The sequence below is a fragment of the Ignavibacteria bacterium genome, assembly GCA_016707005.1.
In the GTDB taxonomy this organism is placed as follows: Bacteria; Bacteroidota; Ignavibacteria; order Kapaibacteriales; family Kapaibacteriaceae; genus UBA10438.
Map to the genome: position 1 here is coordinate 1,179,612 of JADJIQ010000005.1, position 18,372 is coordinate 1,197,983.

The 18,372-nt window shown below is 53.0% G+C and carries 19 protein-coding genes; 9 read left to right on the forward strand and 10 right to left on the reverse strand.

The features are described 5' to 3' along the window. Positions 1–391: 391 nt before the first annotated feature. The 7 genes from IPI29_13355 to IPI29_13385 all read left to right on the forward strand — a co-directional run bounded on the left by IPI29_13355 (position 392) and on the right by IPI29_13385 (position 9,629). Positions 392–2,503, forward strand: a complete 2,112-nt coding sequence (locus IPI29_13355) for a hypothetical protein (protein MBK7413534.1) — start codon at positions 392–394, stop codon at positions 2,501–2,503. A 54-nt stretch (positions 2,504–2,557) separates the two neighbouring features. After that, entirely contained in the window at positions 2,558–4,726 is a 2,169-nt protein-coding gene (locus IPI29_13360; GenBank protein MBK7413535.1) for a hypothetical protein, read from the forward strand. A 44-nt stretch (positions 4,727–4,770) separates the two neighbouring features. After that, positions 4,771–5,919, forward strand: a complete 1,149-nt coding sequence (locus IPI29_13365; GenBank protein MBK7413536.1) for a cysteine desulfurase — start codon at positions 4,771–4,773, stop codon at positions 5,917–5,919. Positions 5,920–6,027: 108 nt separating this feature from the next. Beyond that, positions 6,028–7,002 carry an AAA family ATPase gene (locus IPI29_13370; protein MBK7413537.1) on the forward strand — a complete coding sequence of 325 codons (975 nt, stop codon included), beginning with the start codon at positions 6,028–6,030 and terminating at the stop codon, positions 7,000–7,002. Between the two features lie 45 nt (positions 7,003–7,047). Next, the gene (locus tag IPI29_13375; protein MBK7413538.1) at positions 7,048–7,956 is read left to right on the forward strand and encodes a hypothetical protein; all 909 of its coding nucleotides are present in this window, start codon (positions 7,048–7,050) and stop codon (positions 7,954–7,956) included. 18 nt (positions 7,957–7,974) lie between these two features. Then, entirely contained in the window at positions 7,975–9,288 is a 1,314-nt protein-coding gene (gene der, locus IPI29_13380) for a ribosome biogenesis GTPase Der (GenBank protein MBK7413539.1), read from the forward strand. An 86-nt stretch (positions 9,289–9,374) separates the two neighbouring features. After that, the gene (locus tag IPI29_13385; protein ID MBK7413540.1) at positions 9,375–9,629 is read left to right on the forward strand and encodes a hypothetical protein; all 255 of its coding nucleotides are present in this window, start codon (positions 9,375–9,377) and stop codon (positions 9,627–9,629) included. Positions 9,630–9,654: 25 nt separating this feature from the next. Here the strand turns inward: IPI29_13385 and IPI29_13390 are convergent, their stop codons facing one another. The 5 genes from IPI29_13390 to IPI29_13410 all read right to left on the reverse strand — a co-directional run bounded on the left by IPI29_13390 (position 9,655) and on the right by IPI29_13410 (position 13,225). Next, the gene (locus IPI29_13390) at positions 9,655–10,401 is read right to left on the reverse strand and encodes a sulfite exporter TauE/SafE family protein (GenBank protein MBK7413541.1); all 747 of its coding nucleotides are present in this window, start codon (positions 10,399–10,401) and stop codon (positions 9,655–9,657) included. Further along, positions 10,398–10,712, reverse strand: coding sequence for a thioredoxin (trxA, locus tag IPI29_13395; protein ID MBK7413542.1), 315 nt, complete (start codon positions 10,710–10,712; stop codon positions 10,398–10,400). Before trxA ends, IPI29_13390 begins: the two co-directional genes overlap by 4 nt. Then, on the reverse strand, positions 10,706–10,999 hold the full coding sequence (locus IPI29_13400; GenBank protein ID MBK7413543.1) for a rhodanese-like domain-containing protein: 294 nt from the start codon (positions 10,997–10,999) through the stop codon (positions 10,706–10,708). The genes trxA and IPI29_13400 overlap by 7 nt, the downstream gene beginning before the upstream one ends. Further along, positions 10,996–12,408: an MBL fold metallo-hydrolase gene (locus tag IPI29_13405; protein ID MBK7413544.1), complete on the reverse strand. Its 1,413-nt coding sequence runs from the start codon at positions 12,406–12,408 to the stop codon at positions 10,996–10,998. Before IPI29_13405 ends, IPI29_13400 begins: the two co-directional genes overlap by 4 nt. 163 nt (positions 12,409–12,571) lie before the next feature. Continuing rightward, positions 12,572–13,225, reverse strand: coding sequence for a Crp/Fnr family transcriptional regulator (locus IPI29_13410; protein MBK7413545.1), 654 nt, complete (start codon positions 13,223–13,225; stop codon positions 12,572–12,574). A 91-nt stretch (positions 13,226–13,316) separates the two neighbouring features. Here IPI29_13410 and IPI29_13415 point away from each other — a divergent pair, with 91 nt between their 5' ends. Continuing rightward, positions 13,317–13,829: a sigma-70 family RNA polymerase sigma factor gene (locus tag IPI29_13415; GenBank protein ID MBK7413546.1), complete on the forward strand. Its 513-nt coding sequence runs from the start codon at positions 13,317–13,319 to the stop codon at positions 13,827–13,829. A gap of 106 nt (positions 13,830–13,935) precedes the next feature. Here IPI29_13415 and IPI29_13420 read toward each other — a convergent pair whose 3' ends face one another. The 5 genes from IPI29_13420 to IPI29_13440 all read right to left on the reverse strand — a co-directional run bounded on the left by IPI29_13420 (position 13,936) and on the right by IPI29_13440 (position 17,565). Beyond that, positions 13,936–14,637, reverse strand: coding sequence for a hypothetical protein (locus tag IPI29_13420; protein MBK7413547.1), 702 nt, complete (start codon positions 14,635–14,637; stop codon positions 13,936–13,938). A gap of 780 nt (positions 14,638–15,417) precedes the next feature. Next, positions 15,418–15,828 (reverse strand): hypothetical protein, encoded by a 411-nt coding sequence (locus tag IPI29_13425; protein MBK7413548.1) that lies wholly within the window; start codon positions 15,826–15,828, stop codon positions 15,418–15,420. 2 nt (positions 15,829–15,830) lie between these two features. Continuing rightward, positions 15,831–16,463 (reverse strand): hypothetical protein, encoded by a 633-nt coding sequence (locus tag IPI29_13430; GenBank protein MBK7413549.1) that lies wholly within the window; start codon positions 16,461–16,463, stop codon positions 15,831–15,833. Beyond that, positions 16,460–17,017, reverse strand: coding sequence for a DUF1684 domain-containing protein (locus tag IPI29_13435; protein MBK7413550.1), 558 nt, complete (start codon positions 17,015–17,017; stop codon positions 16,460–16,462). Before IPI29_13435 ends, IPI29_13430 begins: the two co-directional genes overlap by 4 nt. Further along, positions 17,014–17,565: a dCTP deaminase gene (locus IPI29_13440; protein ID MBK7413551.1), complete on the reverse strand. Its 552-nt coding sequence runs from the start codon at positions 17,563–17,565 to the stop codon at positions 17,014–17,016. Before IPI29_13440 ends, IPI29_13435 begins: the two co-directional genes overlap by 4 nt. Before the next feature lie 125 nt (positions 17,566–17,690). Between IPI29_13440 and IPI29_13445 the strand changes: the two genes are divergently transcribed. Continuing rightward, entirely contained in the window at positions 17,691–18,218 is a 528-nt protein-coding gene (locus tag IPI29_13445; protein MBK7413552.1) for a hypothetical protein, read from the forward strand. Positions 18,219–18,372: the final 154 nt, after the last annotated feature.

Consider the following 18,372-nt stretch of genomic DNA (forward strand, 5'->3'; position numbering starts at 1 on the left):
ATATCTTCAATATCAGGTCCCTGTTGGGAATCCAGATGGCTCGCAATCGCTAAAAACGGTCCGCGAGTATACGGTATGTACCTATGAAACATGTGCGAGGACTTGTTCGGTGTGCGTTCTTCAATCGACGGACCCCTGCAACGAAAATGAGCCAAGGCTATTTTGGGCTTGTGAAGGTAATGTTAGCGCACCGCAATGCCCAACCACTGTGTGCAAGTACCCAATGTGCCCCGGTCTCCCGTAACTTTCTGTTAGTAGAATTGTAGTCGATGTATTGAACTCAAAGAATCAACTGAGAGTAAGTGTGCTTCACATTTGCGCCATAGTTACAATGATCTTGCTATTCATTGCAAGTAGTCATTCCAAGGCTCAGGTCGAGGTCCGCTCCCTGTTGAAACCCTCGGAGCGGACCTTTAGGGTAGTGCTGACGAATGGCGTTGACACACTCATAGCCGGCGATGATGGACTGGTGGGAATGTATGAGTCCAGTCGTTTGACCTATCTGACTGTGCCCGAACCACAATCGAACATTCACAGTGGTGTATCGGTCGACTCAGCATTCTATCTTGTTGAGACTACGGGTGATGTCCTCGTTGTCAAGAATGGGGTGGTGGCCAGAGTAAGATCGCCAGAACGAATAGTTGGACTTCGCCCCAGCGATAGCGGCTTCCTTGCAATAGGGATGAGTGCTGTGCTAAGGCTTGATCAAGACCTCAGGGTAGTTGAGAAGATCGCTCTTCCACTAAGCGGCTCACTCGTCGTGGCCGATCTTGGCAAAAGCGAAGCATTCGGCGTAGCAGATGATTCTACTCTATATGCCATAGGCTACGATGGAACCATAGACCGTATTGAGAGAGTAACGGAGACTGTAGAGAGAGTGTTCGTTGCTGATGATATGGTGATCTTCACATCGCCATACCAGAGCTACTTCTACTCCCGGGCTCAAAGAAGACTGGTCAATCTACGATTGGAGCAGGCTGATATCGATCCGGTCGTTGCTAATAATGCCAGCCGTATGATAGCAGCTGTTGATGAACACACCAATACTCTTCTTGTTCATCTCAACCCAATTCTGGGCAATACGGACAGAAGCCCGATATTTCTCTGTGATCGCGAGGACACGGTTCTCCGAGTACGTTTCCGTTACCAACCGGCGCAGATCAAAAATGGATACGCGATGTCTGATTTTGTTGCATCGCCAACAGGTGAAGTCCTTGTTGGGGATGATGGCACGATCATTGAACGAGTCGACACCTCTTGCCGGGTCGTCATGAGTTGCCACTTCAATCCACGGGGTACGATGTGTCGAGACGAGAGAGGCATCTCGGTTCTCGGTGCGATGGATTGTGGAGGAGAAACTGGTCACGTTGTACGCTTTCTAGATTCGGCTTGGCGCATCCAGGACGTGTTAATCCGCGAGTCCACGATCGCAGAAACGAATTCGATGGCAAGTCACAGTGCCTACAAAGATCTTGTTGTCCTGTTTGCCATGGACTCCGTTTTCGTGCGATCGGTTACGTCAGATGTCATAACCAAAAGAGGACGCATCCCTAACGGCACATCTGCTCCCGTCGCACTGATGACTGAGAATGTTCTCCTTGCGACATCGCGACTAGAGTTTGTTCGAAACACCCAGATCAGTCACGATACGGGAGTTACATGGAGGTCGATAAAGGGCAATACTGCCACAGTTGGGGGAGATGGCAACGTGTATACGATGTATCGCGGAACGTTGTATCGGTATTCGGTTGGAGATACGGTGATATTTCAAGACAGCCTTACCGTCAGTTTGCGCACCAACGAAGCAATGTTAGACATTGTTCCGACAAAAGGCGGTGTCTGGATATTTGTCACGGACATTGACCAGAAAAGGAGTTCGCGAATCAACCGGTTCATTTGCGTGCGGGATGGAAAGGTTGCAGACACATGTTCGCTGGTGACCGAGATTCCTTACCGCACGCTCCATGCAGGTGTGATTGGGGAGGATGCCTTGTTCGTTGTTGCATCATATGGTGGACAATACTGGTTCCGTCCAAACCGCGAAACTGATTGGACGGCCGGCTCCTTTACTCCGTGGCAGATCTGGCCCCGCTCACAAAATGTTGTCGGCGTATACGGAACAGATAAGAATGGGAGAGTTCTGCTGCGGTTGTTAGGTGGTAGTATGGCCTTGCTGCATATCGATGGCGCCACCTCCGTCCAAGACGACCCCAACCTGCAGTGGGTGGCTATCCGCAATGCCTATCCGAATCCAGCGGAGCGGGTGCTGAACGTCACCATCTCCAGCCTGCCAACGGCCGATTATGCCACCTGGCGCTTTGGACTCTACCGACTTGATGGCTCCCTTGCCGTTGATTGCAAGCCCTACACTGCCCCCTGGACAATGAACTCAACGGTACAAACGGTCTCCGTGCCAATTGCCGGGCTACCCCAAGGAATGTACTATCTGGCCTCGGTCAATAGGGGGTATGCGGAGTCGAGACAGGTTGTGGTGGTGAGATAGATTCAAATAGTCATAAGAGGCTTCATGAGTTACATCGCCTATATGTTTTGCTTGATGCTGTTTGCATCATTGCATGCACACTCACAGATTGATGTGATAGGCGTACTCTCACCTACAGACCACGATATCTCGCTTGCACTCGCGCACCAAGATGATACTCTTGTTACCGGGGCGTTGGGCATGGTATGCTATGTGCGGGGAACACAACTCGCACCTCTCGCCGTGCCCAAGCCTCTAGCAGACATCGTGACAGGAGTTGCTACAAGCAACGGTTTTATGCTTGTGGAGACTTCGGGAGATATTCTCATTGTCCAAGGCGATGCGGTGACTCGCAAGAAGCTGTCAGACCACGCAACGGGAATTGGGTGGGTAGGCGACTCGCTCTTTGTGCTGTGTCGAACAAGTATTTGCGTTGTTGACGTTGTAGGAAACGTCAAGAATGTGATTCCTCTAGCACTCCCTTCTCAGGTGATCGCCGGTGCATGTTCTCGAAGCAACGTTATGCTGGCCACGCAGGATTCATCACTCTATCTGTTTGATGAGGATCGCGGTGTACGGTTCATTGCAAAGCTCGACTCCCCTGTAAACACCGTGATTCCTGATCGAGAGTTGTTTCACATCACGACGGAATACAAGGCGCTGTCATACTCGCTCGACAGAGACAGTGCTATCACTCTGTCCTTGCTAGGATCAAACCTTCCAGCAGAGGTGCAGGCGTTTGCGTCCCGGTATGTCTTTGCCGTGGACTCTACAAAAGGGCGTGTGCTTGTGCATCTCAATCCGCGATTCGGTAACACACTGTATAGCCCAGTCTATGCCTGTGATCGGGTCGACACTGTATTGCGCGTACTATACACCTACACAGTTGCCGAACTCCAATCCGGCTACGCGTATACGGCAACACTCGCATCCGACGATGGTGAGCGCGTATACGGGAGATACGCTCGATGTCTTGAGCGCATTGACACAGCTGTCCGTGTGCGAATCAGTGAATCGTGGTCGTACGTTTCAGCAATTGGGCGCCACAGGAATGTTGTTGCGGGCGTGATTTCTACGATTGAGGGCAACACGCAAAGGATTCAGGTCCGATGCCGCCGCAACGAAACAGACTCTTGGACAACGAAGGTCGTTGGCCGTCGAAATCTACGCGAGAGTGCTATCGAATGCTCGATGTCCGTTTTTAATGATAGCGTCTATGTCAGATATGATGATTCGCTTTTCGTTGTACCATGCGATTCAGATGGTCCTGCGCAATTCATGGGACTTCTACCAAACAACGTCGTCAGCATGCCTCTTCAAGTAGAGCCTGCCTTGTTGGTCATAACCTCAAGCTGGTCGAACGGTTCTTTTGTTTCTACGGATCGTGGAAAAACGTGGGTCCTAATCAAGGGCCGGTATGCCGTTACCGGCGGAGATGGCTACATTTATTCGTCAACCTACTCGCAGGTATTGAGACGACGATTGGTTGATGTTCAGACAGATAGACATGACACCCTTGATATTGACATTCCATCAACACACACGATCGGCGGGTTGTTCCCTACGCGTACAGGCGTGCTCGTGTTCGATCGAGACATTGATCAGAGTGTCCCGGAATTGACGCACCGTGTGCTATATGTTGAGGACGGTACAGTTGTGCGGGAACTCGCGTTCGTTAACTCTTCGCCAGCAATGAGTTTGGGCCTTCCAGTACACATTGGCCATGACTCAGTTGGATTGTTCTTAGGGTTTGGCGGTATACTGCTACTCCTCGACCCAACGACAGGTCTGGTTGAGAAGAAGGAGTTCGATCTGTCGGCGATCAACCGTTATGGGGTAGTGTTCGACGGTCAGACAGATGTTGGGAATCCAACGCACCTTAGCATGATCTCAACCCGTGGTTTCATTGTTGAGTTTGATCTTTCTACACCCACCTCCGTCCATGACGACCCCAACCTGCAGTGGGTGGCTATCCGCAATGCCTATCCGAATCCAGCGGAGCGGGTGCTGAACGTCACGATCTCCAGCCTGCCAACGGCCGATTTTGCCACCTGGCGCTTTGGACTCTACCGACTTGATGGGTCTCTCGCCATTGATTGCAAGCCCTATACAGCCCCCTGGACAATGAATTCAACAGTGCAAACGATATCCGTCCCAATCTCCGGCCTGCCCCAAGGAATGTACTATCTGGCCTCGGTCAATAGGGGGTATGCAGAGTCGAGACAGGTTGTGGTGGTGAGGTAGGGGGCACCTTCGAACGTGGACTCGTATCTTCGTAACCCATGGATATGATCTACGCCGACTATGCCGCAACAACACCTGTTGACAAACGGGTGATCGATGCGATGATGCCGTATCTGACGGATGTGTTCTACAATGCGGCCAGCTCACACGCTGCTGGTATGCAGGCGCAGCACGCCGTGATGAAGAGTCGCATGGAGATCGCCGGTCACATCGGCGCGCGCATGAATGAGATCGTTTTCACGTCGGGCGCTACCGAGGCGATCAATCTGGCCGTATTGGGCGCTGCCCGTGCAGCTCGATCCGAAGGTGGCAGCGGACGCACAACGATCGTCACCGCCCATGCGGAACATGCGGCAGTGCGTGATACGGCTGAATACTGCGCTGAGCACGGGTTCGATGTGATATGGCTTCCTGTTGACGCGGACGGTCGCATCGATCTTGCTGCGGCAGCTCTGCTCATCAATACGTCTACGATCCTTGTGAGCGTGATGGCGGTGAATAATGAGACCGGGGTGATGCAGGACCTGAAGGCCATCTCGGCTCTGGCTCACGCTCGGGGTGCATTGTTTATGACCGATGCCACGCAGGCCTATGGGAAGTTGCCGCTGAATGTGGACGAATTGGGTATCGACCTCATGACGTTCTCCGCCCACAAGATATACGGCCCTAAGGGCGTGGGCGCGCTCTTCACACGTGCCCGCAAGGAGCAAACGTGTGTGCTGGAGCCCCTTATGTACGGAGGCGGACAAGAACGTGGCATGCGCAGCGGCACTCTGAATGTTCCTGGCATTGTTGGCCTCGCAACCGCAGGCACCATCGCCTTGGCAGAACACGCCGAAGAGTCGGCACGGATCCGCGCATACCGAGATCGGTTCGAACAGGCGATGCTAACACTGCCCAACGTATCGATCAACGGTTCCAGCGCTGAGCGCGGATACAACATCAGCAATGTGTGCTTCCATGGAGTTGATGCAGACAGACTCCTGATCGGCATGCCCCACGTTGCGTGCAGCAAGGGCAGCGCCTGCTCAAGTGCCAAACCTAAACCATCACCCGTCCTCACTGCCATGGGTCGGTCAGAAGCCGATGCCCATAGCTCCCTGCGATTCTCATTCGGCCGTTTTACAACAGAAGCCGATGTGGATCGACTTATCAATGACATTATGACTGTTATGACAAATATGACGTTATGACGATCAAGACTCCTATGACGTCATACCGTCATATTTGTCATAACGTCATATTTGTCATAACGTCATGATAGTCATGATGTAACTGCGTAACTGAGTAACTGAGTAACTATGCTAGACACCGCCCTCGTTGAAGATCTTGCCAAACGTATCTCTGCTGTGAAGCGTGAGATAGGGAAGGTGATCGTTGGACAACATGATGTTGTGGACCAACTTCTCATTTCGCTCTTTGCCCGCGGACATTGCCTTCTGGTAGGTGTGCCGGGTCTTGCAAAGACGTTGCTGGTGCGGACACTCGCAGAGTCACTCCACCTAACGTATTCCCGCGTGCAGTTCACACCGGATCTTATGCCGGGAGATATCACCGGTACGGAGGTGATCGAAGACAATCGCAGCACCGGACAGAAATCCTTCCGATTTGTGAAGGGGCCTGTGTTTGCCAATATCGTGCTCGCTGATGAGATCAACCGCACACCGCCGAAGACGCAGGCTGCGCTACTCGAAGCCATGCAGGAGCATAGTGTAACAGCAGCAGGCACTACGTATCATCTGGAAGAGCCGTTCTTTGTGCTTGCCACACAGAACCCGATCGAACAAGAAGGAACGTATCCGCTTCCGGAAGCACAGCTGGACCGGTTCATGTTCAACCTCCGACTCGATTATCCGTCGTATTCGGAAGAAGTGGATGTGGTGCGTAGCACTACTTCCGGAACGAATGCCAAGGTAGAGAAGGTGATGGACGCTGCAGATATCATCGCCTTCCAAGATCTTGTGCGACGGATCCCTGTTGCCGACAACGTGGTGGAACATGCGGTGAAGCTCGTACGCTCAACTCGCCCCGTTGCAGATAGTCCAAAGATCGTGAAGGACTTTGTGGGCTATGGTGCCGGACCCCGTGCGTCGCAGTATCTGGTGCTCGGCGCTAAAAGTAGAGCCGCACTGACCGGACGTTTCACTCCGAGCATCGAAGATGTGAATTCCGTTGCCGCCAGCGTCCTGCGTCATCGCCTGGTAACGAACTTCAGCGCAGAAGCCGAAGGTGTGAGCTCCGATCGCATCGTGGAAGAACTCATCCGATCCATCTAACCAAACTGCGTCGTATGTTCGATGCCAACAGAGGGCACACATACCATGCGCAGTTGGATCTCGATCATCGTCCTGCTCTGCTCATTGCACGGCGCAGGAGCTCAGACAGACCCTACGCCGTTCGATCACTCGCCGGCGATCCCGTTCAATATCAAACTCCTGAGTCCGCGAGCACGTGTTGAAACCTTGCTCAAAGAACACAAGTTTGCCGTGAACAGTGTTCCCCAGGTGGAAGGTGTTGCACCCGGTATCTACGCAACCAATGTTGAGTGGAACAACACGGCCTTTGATACGCTGTTCGTCTATTTCACTCCTACATCCGGCAGGGCAGCAAGTATCTCCCTTGTTCGGGTCTGCGATAGTGATAAAACGGGGCTTATCGCCGCAGAACTGACCGATGTGGTCTCCCACTCCTACGGAGATCCAACGTACGCAGACGAAACAACGGCTCGTTGGGAGCGTGGCAACGAAGCAGCTATCAGTCTGGGTCCGTATGAGAACAACGAGGCTGTGTGGCTAAGATTCGATCTCACACCGCTTTTCCAGCGCAGATCCACAACACGACCCACATGGCCCCTTGCCCTTCCTGTGATCACGGACCGTGACGAAACACGGGAAATGATGACCGATTCCTGTCGAAAGGTGGTAGAAGAGGGAGATCAGCTGATCTCAACCGGCTGTTCATGCTACGGTATCAAGGCCCGCAAAACAACGGTCTACCTCGATCCGGAAGGACGTCCGGTCACGATCGAAATGATCGTCTCCAGAGCAGATCAGGGGGCTCTCCAGAACCGCATCCAAGCCATTTTCGGCCCTCCCAACGGTCTCGATGCAGCAGCCCCTACATGGCTGATGGATGACATGCCGGCGGTGGCATTCTCCGATGCCGAAGAAGGACTTCAGGTGAGCTTCAGCATCCTGGCGATGGAGCTGCTCCAGTACATGGACAAGTAAAGCCGTACCTTTGTAGCTATGGGTTTAGTAGCTATCGTCGGTCGACCTAACGTCGGCAAGTCAACTCTGTTCAATCGCATCATCGAGGAGCGCCACGCAATTGTGGAAGGCGAACCTGGGGTGACGCGCGACCGTCTGTATGCCAAGGCACAGTGGAGCGGGAAAACATTCAGCATCATTGATACCGGCGGCATCGTGCCGGACAGCGTAGACGTGTTCGAGAAGGCCATCCGTGAACAAGCAGTGCTTGCGATCGAAGAAGCCGACGTGATCATCTTCCTCGTTGACGGAAGAGACGGCCTCACACCTATCGACTCTGAGATAGGGGGCATGCTTCGCTCCTCCGGAAAGTCGGTGGTGCTGGTGGTGAACAAATGCGACAATGCGCAGTTCGACCTCAACGCTTCAGAATTCTATGCCCTTGGTCTTGGTGATCCGTATCCGATCTCCGCTCTCAACGGACGCAGCACGGGGGACTTCCTCGATGTTGTTGTTGAGGATCTGAAGGACGACGGCGATGATGAAGACACTCGACTGAAGATCGCCGTTGTTGGTCGTCCGAATGTTGGCAAGAGCTCACTCACGAATGCATTGCTCGGAAAAGAGCGAATGGTTGTGACGCCGATCGCGGGTACAACACGTGATGCCATCGACAGTGTGATGACCTACTACGGTGAGCAGATCGTGCTAATCGATACTGCCGGACTTCGCCGGAAGAGTCACATCAAGGAAAGTATTGAGCTGTACAGCACGATGCGCACAAGCCGTGCCATCGACCGTTGTGATGTAGCGATTGTTGTTGTTGATGCTACGCAGGGTCTGGAAACACAGGACAAGCGGATCATTAACGAAGTAGAAGTCGCTCGCAAGGGCATCATCATCGCTCTCAACAAGTGGGACCTCATCGAAAAGGATACGATGACGGCCGATGCCTTCATCAAGAAGATCTACGATGAGCTGCCTACGCTGGACTATGTGCCGATCGTTACGATCTCTGCGCTTACCCACCAGCGGATCACGAAACTCGTCGAAATGTCCAAGGCCATCCAAGCCCGTCGATGCGTGCGTATCCCAACGCACGAACTCAACGAAGAACTCATGGCCATGCTCGAGCGCACTCCGCCTCCAAGCGTCAAAGCGCGCGACCTGCGCATCAACTACGTTACTCAGGTAAAGACGCAACCGCCTCTTTTTGCCTTCTTCCTCAACTTCCCTGAGCTCCTCCCTGATGCGTACAAGCGCTTCATCGAACGTCAGCTCCGCAAACTCCACGACTTCGAAGGCGTGCCGATCAGCTTTGTGTTCAGGAAGAAAAACGCCAAACAAGAATAGTAACTCTGTAACTGAGTAACTAGAAAACTTGATGTCACGTTTCGGATCCCCCAAGGCACATAGAGATAACAGCCTTGAGGAGTGAAATGATGAAGTTCGAAAATCCCGCGCTTACTGATCACTGCATGGAGCAGTGTGTCTATCACATGATCGTGATGGACTGGCTCTACGAGACATGCGAAGCGCCCGACAACGTCATTGAGCTGAAAGACAAGCGTGTGTTGGTCTCGAAGCGCATTCTTGGCCAGGTTGTGAACGTGGTCCTCGATCTGAAGAGGAAGCGTCCTAAGATGGTCACTGCGTACGTTACCAACGACTTGGTTTACCTGGGAAGGAATTGATGGGCGCAATGCACCCGTTCGCGTTTCAGTAGAGCAGTTCGCGAAGTAGCACGGCCACACCAATGATTGAAACAAACCATCCGAAGCCGGCCTTGAGTTTTGACCCGTCAATACGACGGGAGAGGATGGTGCCAATGATGATGCCCGCAGTTGTTATGGCGGTGAATGTAAACACGAGCATCCAATCGTACTGGAGTCCGTCTACCATGTCTGTTGCAACACCGGCAAAGCTGTTGATGCTGATGAGAACTAGAGAGGTTGCAACCGCACGTTTCATATCCAGACCAGCCCAAAGGACTAGGGCAGGAGTCATCAAGAAGCCCCCTCCAACACCAAGAAGACCCGAGAACACGCCCACGATGATCCCATACAATGCTAGAAGCGAGGGCTTGCTCGATGTGGCGGTATCCGGTGTTTCGGACTTGCGCAGCATGCCGACAGCGGCAATCAAGAGCACAACACCGAAGATGATCATCTGAATGTTCTGCGGCACGAACTTGTCGAGGTAGTACCGTACAACAACAAGTGTAATGATCGTGCTAGAACCAAAGGCAAGTACAGCCTTCCAATCAATGAGGTTGTTCCTGCCCTGCATGATGACGGCAACAGCAGATGCTACGGCCACAATAAAGAGAGCGTAGCCATCGGCAAGGTTGGGGTCTATTCCGCCGATATAGACAAAGGCTGGGACCGCAACGATAGCGCCCCCGGCTCCGATAAGTCCGAGTGAGATGCCGATGAGTGCGGCGATCACATAGAGGACAACGATCATGCGGAGACCGCGAACCGATCGAGCTGTTGCGCTATCGCACTATAGGGTTGCACGCCGGCCTGACGCCACACGGCCTTGCCGTGATCGAAGAGCATCAGCGTTGGAATGCTCTGAATGCTGAACTGTGCTGCGAGCTTTGGACTGTTGTCAACGTTGATCTTTACAACCAGGGCTCGCCCCTTATAATCTTTTGCGATCTGCTCAATGGTGGGTGCCACGGCGTGACACGGTCCGCACCACTCAGCCCAGAAGTCAACAAGCACAGGCTTGTCGGTCTGGTTGATGAGTTCATCGAATGAAGGTTTTACCATGACAGCATTCCTCCGCGCATGTTTACCACGTTTGCAAAACCGCTCATGGTGAGGAACATGCATGCTTGACCGCTTCTGTTGCCGGACCTGCAGATCACAACGATCTCTTTATCGCGGTAGTCTTCAAGTTCGTCAACACGATCAGGAAGTTCACCAAGCGGGATGAGGATGGAGTTTGGAATATGTTGTTCTGCAAACTCCTCGGGCTGACGAACATCGAGCAACATGATGTTCTCTCCTGCATCGAGTCGAGCATGCAGATCTGCCGTACTGATCTCGTTGATCATGCGAGCACCTCTTTTTCGATCGGCGCACCAGCAGCTTGCCAGCCGCCGAATCCGAGTGGGAAGTTCTTGATGTTGGTGAATCCTTCGCGCTGCAACATGCTCGCGGCAACACTTGAACGATCACCGCCCTGACATGCAATCACAACGGTCTTATCGCGCGGTATCTCGCCGATACTATTGCGCAGATATCCGGCGTGGATGTTCCACGCACCGGGAATATGTCCGGCCTCGTGTTCAGACACACCGCGTACGTCGAGCACCACAACATTCGGATCGTTCAAGCTTGAACTGAGTTCATCGAGATGGATCTGTGGCAACTCCATCAGATCATTCCCTGCATCTACCCAGTCCGAAACGTTCGGGTAGTATCCGGCAACGTTGTCGAGTCCGATGCGCATGAGTTTGCGCGTGATGTCATCAAGCTGATCCTCTGCTGCGATAAGCACAAACGGCTCTTCGTAGTTCAGCATCCAGCCGGCCCATGTAGAGAAGGCCTTGTTGTTCTGGATGTTGATCGACCGAGGAATGTGTCCGCCGGCAAACGAAACCTTGGAACGCGTATCAACGATGTGTCGATTCGCCTGTAGTGCTTCGTTCAACTCACCAAGCGTGAACCGACGTAGCTCCGGCACCGATGGAAGAAGCGGTCGAACAACCTTGTTCAACTTCTTCATCATGGCGAAGTAGTAAGGGGGCTCTGGTTGACCCGACAGAAGGTCCTGAACGAACTCTTCCTCGTTGGTATGCCGAAGTGCCCAGTTCACGAGTTTCTCATATCCAACCGTTGAAGATGGGATAGCACCCAATGCCTTGCCACAAGCCGACCCAGCGCCGTGTGCAGGGTGTACCTGAATGTGGTCCGGCAATGCCTTGAACTTCTTGAGGGACTCCCACATTTGTCGTGCGCCGATCTCCATGGTACCGCGATATCCGGCTGCCTTTTCAAGAAGGTCCGGACGTCCGATATCACCTACAAAGACGAAGTCGCCGGTGAACATCATGATCGGTACGTCTGCAATGGCCGGCGTATCCGTAACAAGGAAGGAGATATGCTCCGGCGTATGGCCCGGCGTGTGCATCACTTCCACCTTGATGTTGCCCACCATGAAGGAGTCCTTGTCCTTCATCCCAACGTGGTCAAACTCGTATTGCCACTCATCGCCCCCTTCATCGGAGAGGTACATCATAGCTCCCGTAACGTCTGCCAGTTCTCTGGTACCGCTCAGGAAGTCTGCATGGATGTGCGTTTCCGCCAGGTGGGTGATGGTGAGCCGCTCCTGACGAGCGATCTCAATGTACGTGTCGATGTCGCGCTTAGCGTCGATCACCAAACACTCACCGGTCTTCTGGCAGCCCACCATATAGGAGGCATGTGCCAAGCCGGTTTCGTAGATCTGTTTGAAGAACATGTCCGCCTGCTAATGTGCTAGTGTGCTAATCTGCTAATGTGCTAATCTGCTAATGTGCTAATTCAAAGCTATGGAAAAGCCAACCACCTTTCAGTGACATTAGCACACTAACATATTAGCACACTAGCACACTAGCACATTAGCACATTAGCACATTAGCACACTAGCACACTAGCAACAACCCCTTCCTATCCGTGATCTTCACAGATCCGCGGTGGACTTCAACCAGGCCCCGTGCTGAGAAGTCGCGGAGGATGCGCGTAACAACTTCGCGGGCGGTGCCGGCCTCTTCTGCCAGTTGTTCGTGGGTGGCCACCACGGTGTCCGTGTGGTGTCGGGCAGAGTTCTCGATCAAGATGCCGGCCAGACGTTGGTCCATGCGATGGAAGACGATCTCTTCCACGAGGAGCATCACATCGGTCAGGCGAGTGGCGAAGATGCTGAAGACATAGTCGCGTGCATCGTGCGAGCGTTCGATGAGAGTGCGGAAGTCCTCGGTAGAAACGGTGAGAACCTCGGCATCCTCCTCAACGATGGCGCTTGCTTGATGGATGGGATTGGAGAGAGCGCACGACATCGAAAGGATGCAGGAATCTCCCGGTCCGATGCGATAGAGCGTGATGTTCCTTCCCGAGTCGTGTTCCTTCACCACGCGGATAGATCCCGAGAGGACAAAGCCGATCCGACCGCACCCCTCATGTTCTCGAAAGACATAGGTGCCCTTCTCGAGCTTCATACGGTGTGTTGCCACGCCGTCGAGGAATTGGAAGATCGCGGGGAATTCCGTTGCGAGTACGTCGGTCTTCTGTGTGTCCATCACGAAAAATACGGGGCTTTTTGCCCTCTTCACATACCCAAAAGCCCCTTTCACGAACTCTTCATTGTAGGGGGCTTCCCCGCGGTCTACGTTGGTGCATTCTCCAACAGCAGCAGCGGAGGTTGAGGTGGTGGTTGATCGAAGTGAACTGTACAGGCATTTGACGCGGCGGTATGCGGGGGCATTGCCGGACGACGTTCATGAAGCCGTTCAATACGCCGTGGTGGTGGCGTATGAGACATCCGTGATGCGCGAACCACCGTACAACCTGCAGGCCTACGTTACCACGGTGGCCAACAGAGTGATGTCGAGGCACGCAGCAAATGCCAGGCGCTTCGTCCATCCCGAACGTGATGGCATGGACGGCTGGTCGCCCTTTGAGGACAGGGATTCGCCCCTTGTCACCACAGAAGACCACGAAACCACCGTTGATGCCGGACGAGTCATAGGCGCAATGCCAGAGACCTATGCCGAGGTTCTCCGCAAACACTACATGCTAGGACTCCCCCTGGAAGAGATCGCCCGACAAGAAGGCGTCTCCGGCGAATGCATCCGCAAGCGGCATGAGCGGGCGTTAAGGTATGCGAGGAAGTTATTCCTTTGACAAGCGGCTTTTTAAGCGCCTTCTGTAGGCGCCTTTCTAAGCGCCTTGTTCTTGTTCAAGCGCCTTGTTCAAGCGCCTTTATAAGCGCCTTCTGCAAGCGTCTTCGTTAGGGAGCTAGGATTGAACGGAACGTGGGTACTAACTGGGTGTGCCAATCGGGGCGAGAACGAATACGGTTGTTCGGGCCAATGATCACGTAGGAGGGAAAAGCAGGGACTGACAGCACGTTGACGATGTTCAAAGGGTTTGTTAGTTCGTTCTTGATGAGAAGTTGCTCACCCCGGACGTGGCGAACGTACTCTTGCCAGATGGGGTAGCGGTTATTGTATTCCAGAGCTAGGTGAAGAACCTTGGCTCCAAGAAGCTCAAGGGTGTCAGATGTGAGCATAATGTCATCGTGATTGAACTTGCATGGACTGCACCACGTGCCCCAGAAGTGGAGCACATACATGGAGTCGGGGTGCAGCGTGCGCACAAACTCCACCAAACTCCTGTCCGATGCTGTGAAAGACGCAATACTCTTGAGGTCTAAGGTTGAGCAGACCTTGTTGAGTTCTCTGGTCAATGTTTTGCAAAAGAACGAGCTGTCTGTGCCCGCTAAAGCAAGAAGAGAACGAGGGAGATCCTCATCGCAAGTGAGGAAGTGTTTGCCTACGCTGCTGTTAGCAGATGTGAAGAAACCATATCCGGATTCACAGTCGCACTCAGCGCCGACAATGTTTCGCAGTGCGGTGAGATTGGCGGTGGACTTCACGTCATATCCTCGTGCCAAGAACAAGGACAGTCCGTAGGCGACCTTGCTGATCATCGCACGCACCTCCTCATTAAAGGGCAATTGATGCAAACGTGTTGTTTGAGCGAATTCTTGGCTTTGTTCCGCTCGTACAGTGTGATATCGAGAAGCGCAATCGGCGATGTATGACCGAATGGGTTGAATCACTTCGGACTGGATGGCGTTGCAGTTACCCTCAGGAAAGGTTGTACTGCATAGCGCCGAACCGAGCGCTACTGTTAAACTGTCAAGCCTTTGGATTCGTGAATCGAAATCTACCCTGGATGGGAAGTATGAGGTCTCGAAGACCTTCGCATTGTAAGTCCTAAGTGCTTGACTGTATCTGGCAACGGTCGGCGAAGAGACAAAGACGTCAATATCTGTGCTGATAATTTCCAGCGACCGTAGCGCAACGATACTCGGAGTGACATAGTAGATCTCATGTAGTCCAGTGTCTTGTCTAAAGCACCGAATAGAGTACGATTTGCTCTCTGACAGGCTCAGATGATGCGTTGTGTCCTTCATTGAGGCCGACAACAACACGTTGTCAATCGACCGCACTTCAACGAACCAATCGGCAGATGACGTCGATCGTATGGATACGTGAATGGAGCGTTCGCCATACAACTGAGCCGTTAGTTGTACGCTAACGAAGACCAGGAAGAACGCTATGAATCCCAAACCCTTCATGGCAGTGAACATACGCTTTAATACCCGCTCAACGTAGTCGCTTGTAGAAGGCGCTTGTAGAAAGGGGCTTAGAGAAGGCGCTTTGAGCTTTAGAAGGCGCTTAGAGAAGGCGCTTGTAGAAGGCGCTTAAGAAGCCGACTGCAAAGCCTTGATCTTCGCCAGATCATGCCCCAGATCTACGATGTTCTTGATCACGCCTTGGGTCATGCCGAAGTAGATGTCGTCGAAACGTTTGAGGGTTTCGTCATCGGCGTTGTGCATGAGGGTGGCGAGGTGTTCGCGGAGGGCGTTCATTTGGAGGGCGAATTCTTCTTCGAGCTGACGGAATCCTTGATCGCCTTGTTGGAGTCTGCGGAGTGTGGAGTAAACCTTCCACGTTGCTGTGCCGGACCGAGAGATCTCGTTGAAGAGGTCGGCTTGGTTGTGTGTAGCGCCAAGCTCGAGGATGGTGCCGATGTCGTTACGTTTTCTCAAGCCCCCTTCAATGGAGGAGTCGAGAAATTCGAGAACGGAGAGGGTGTCTTCGGACAGCTGCATCGTCAATATTGAACGGTGGCAAGGATGGAACGGAAGATCTTTTCTTGCTCTGAATTATCGGGTACGTCTTTGCCACTCACATTGAGCGGAACGAGGGAGACTTCGTAGTGATTTCCCAACGATGACGTGCAGACGGCAGAGCGGGTGCGTTGTGCGCCGCCGGTGGTTGAGAAGTCGTATACGCCGAATCTGCGCGGACCGAGTTCTGCGATGCGATAGGTGCCAACGAGTTTGGCAGTGCCTGCACTCTTGCGAACGTGCTTTTGATAGGCAACACGGGCAAGGCCGAGCAAACCTTCTGATTGAACCTGTTCGCGGGAGGACTCGGCGGCTGGGATGGAGCTGACCACCATGGACAATGTGTAGTCGGGATCGACGGCGATGGCCACGATGTCTGCCGACGCATCACCCTTTGTATCGAGAAAGACCCATCCCTTAGGCATAAGGGCGATGAGATCGCCGGCCCGTGTTCGAACAAGCTCATCGCTCATTTCGATCTCGGGCTGTGGGCTGAGGGCAACGTTCTGGACGTCGGTCTTTTGCTCCGGTGCTTTTACGAAGAGGCACGAAGGAACGATCACTGCGATGGCCACAATGACAAGGAATGTTGATAGGGGGCGTGCCCGGAACGTCACTTCTTCTCTCCTGCCTTGATCGCAACGGAGAGATCGTTCTCTTTCGGTACGATAGGGCATGAGTAGTTGTTGTCGTATGCGCAGTACGGATTGTAGGCCATGTTGAAGTCGATCACGTACGCTGAATCGTTATCCAGAACCTTGATGTCCAGATACCGTCCGGCCTTGTACGTTGTTTCCCCATTGGTTCTATCCGTAAACGGCACAAAGTAGCTGTCGCGCTCTCCGTCAACGAACTGATAGGCAACAAGGGAAAGCCCCTTATTCTCTACATCGAAGCGAAATGTTCCAACGCGCATGGCCCGACGGAGCTCGCTGGTAGTTGTCTGCATGGTGAACGTGTCTACCCGTGCTGCGGGGACGAACACTGCATCTACGGCGTAGTCTGCATCCGGCTCGTAGAATGTGACGTTGGGGAACTCCTCGGCTTTTGCCTTGCGTGCGTCGAGGATCTCTTGTTCGTCGAATCCGTCGAGGGACATAGAGTCTTCTTCCTCGCATGAAACGAGAAGGGCAATGGCTACAAGGCCGATGATGAGCGAGCGCAGGATCATTTCTGTTGATCGATCGGGAAGTTCTTCCACATCATCGACTCTACGGGAGCGTTAGTTCGGTCGTTATACTTTGCCGATGACTTTGCGTTATACGGATTGATCACCGTGCCTTCTACAGCGAAGTAGATGAGTTGTCCGATCGGCATGCCTGCATAGACACGCACCGGCTGCTTCACACTGATCTCCAACGTCCAGAAATTGCAGAAGCCAATGTCGCCCTTGCCGGCCGTAGCATGGATGTCAATTCCGAGACGTCCAACGCTCGATTTGCCTTCAAGAAACGGCACATGGGCATGAGTCTCGGTGTATTCCTCCGTCACACCCAAATACAACCTATCCGGCTCCAGCACGATGCCCTCATCAGGGATCGGATAGAGCTCAATGCGATTATGCTTCTTCGCATCAAGTTCACGGTCCACATACTCAGCAAGCATGCGACCAAGGTGCACATCGTACGAATTGGAACCAAGGCACGAGGGATCGAACGGCTCGATCTTGATCGTTCCCTTGTCCATATGGGCGAGGATCTCTGCGTCGGTAAGAATCATATGGGCAAAGTTACGAGGTTACGGGGTTACAGGGTTACGGGGTTACGGGGTTACGGGGTTGCGGGGTTACGGGGTTACAGGGTTACGGAGATACAGAGATACAAACGACGAGTGTATTTTGGTGAATGCAGGTTGTACAATGGTTGTCCGCCGTTCTCTTAGTTCTTGGGGCTGCAGAAATGCGCTCGCAGGAGGCTGAGTCAATGGCAGAGCCCAAGAGATTCGCTCTGTATTCTGAGATTCTCGGAAGTGCATTGTCCCTAATGTCGATTCATGCAGAGGCCGTGCTTAGTCGATTTGAAAGGGGCTCTCTTTTTGAAACATTCCGCGTGTCGGCTGGAATTGGAATTGCACCAATTCAGAACAACTATGTCCCGATCATGGGTCGACTGATCTTCCTCCAGGGTTCCGGACACCTAGAGCTGGGACTGGGCCTGAGTGTGCTCGTTGCGCAGCGACCGCCACAAGAGAACACGAAACAGTATCTACCAACAATGTCTGGGTCCGATGTAAACATCACAGGTGTTATCGGTTATCGCTATGAATCTCCTTCAGGGGGCTTCATGTTTCGTGTGGCTGCCACACCAACGATTGACATGGGAACAAAGGAATTCATACAGTTCGGTGGGTTCACCGTTGGGTGGGCTTGGTAGGGGGGCGGGGTTGCGCAGAGATTTTACTTGGGAATGTAACCCCGGGGGGGTAGGTTAGTTATGTAGTTATCGAGATGCCATACAATCAATTGGAAGGGGTGGTTTATGAGCTGTGGATGTAATTCTCCGAACGCGATACAGAGCTGGAATGACT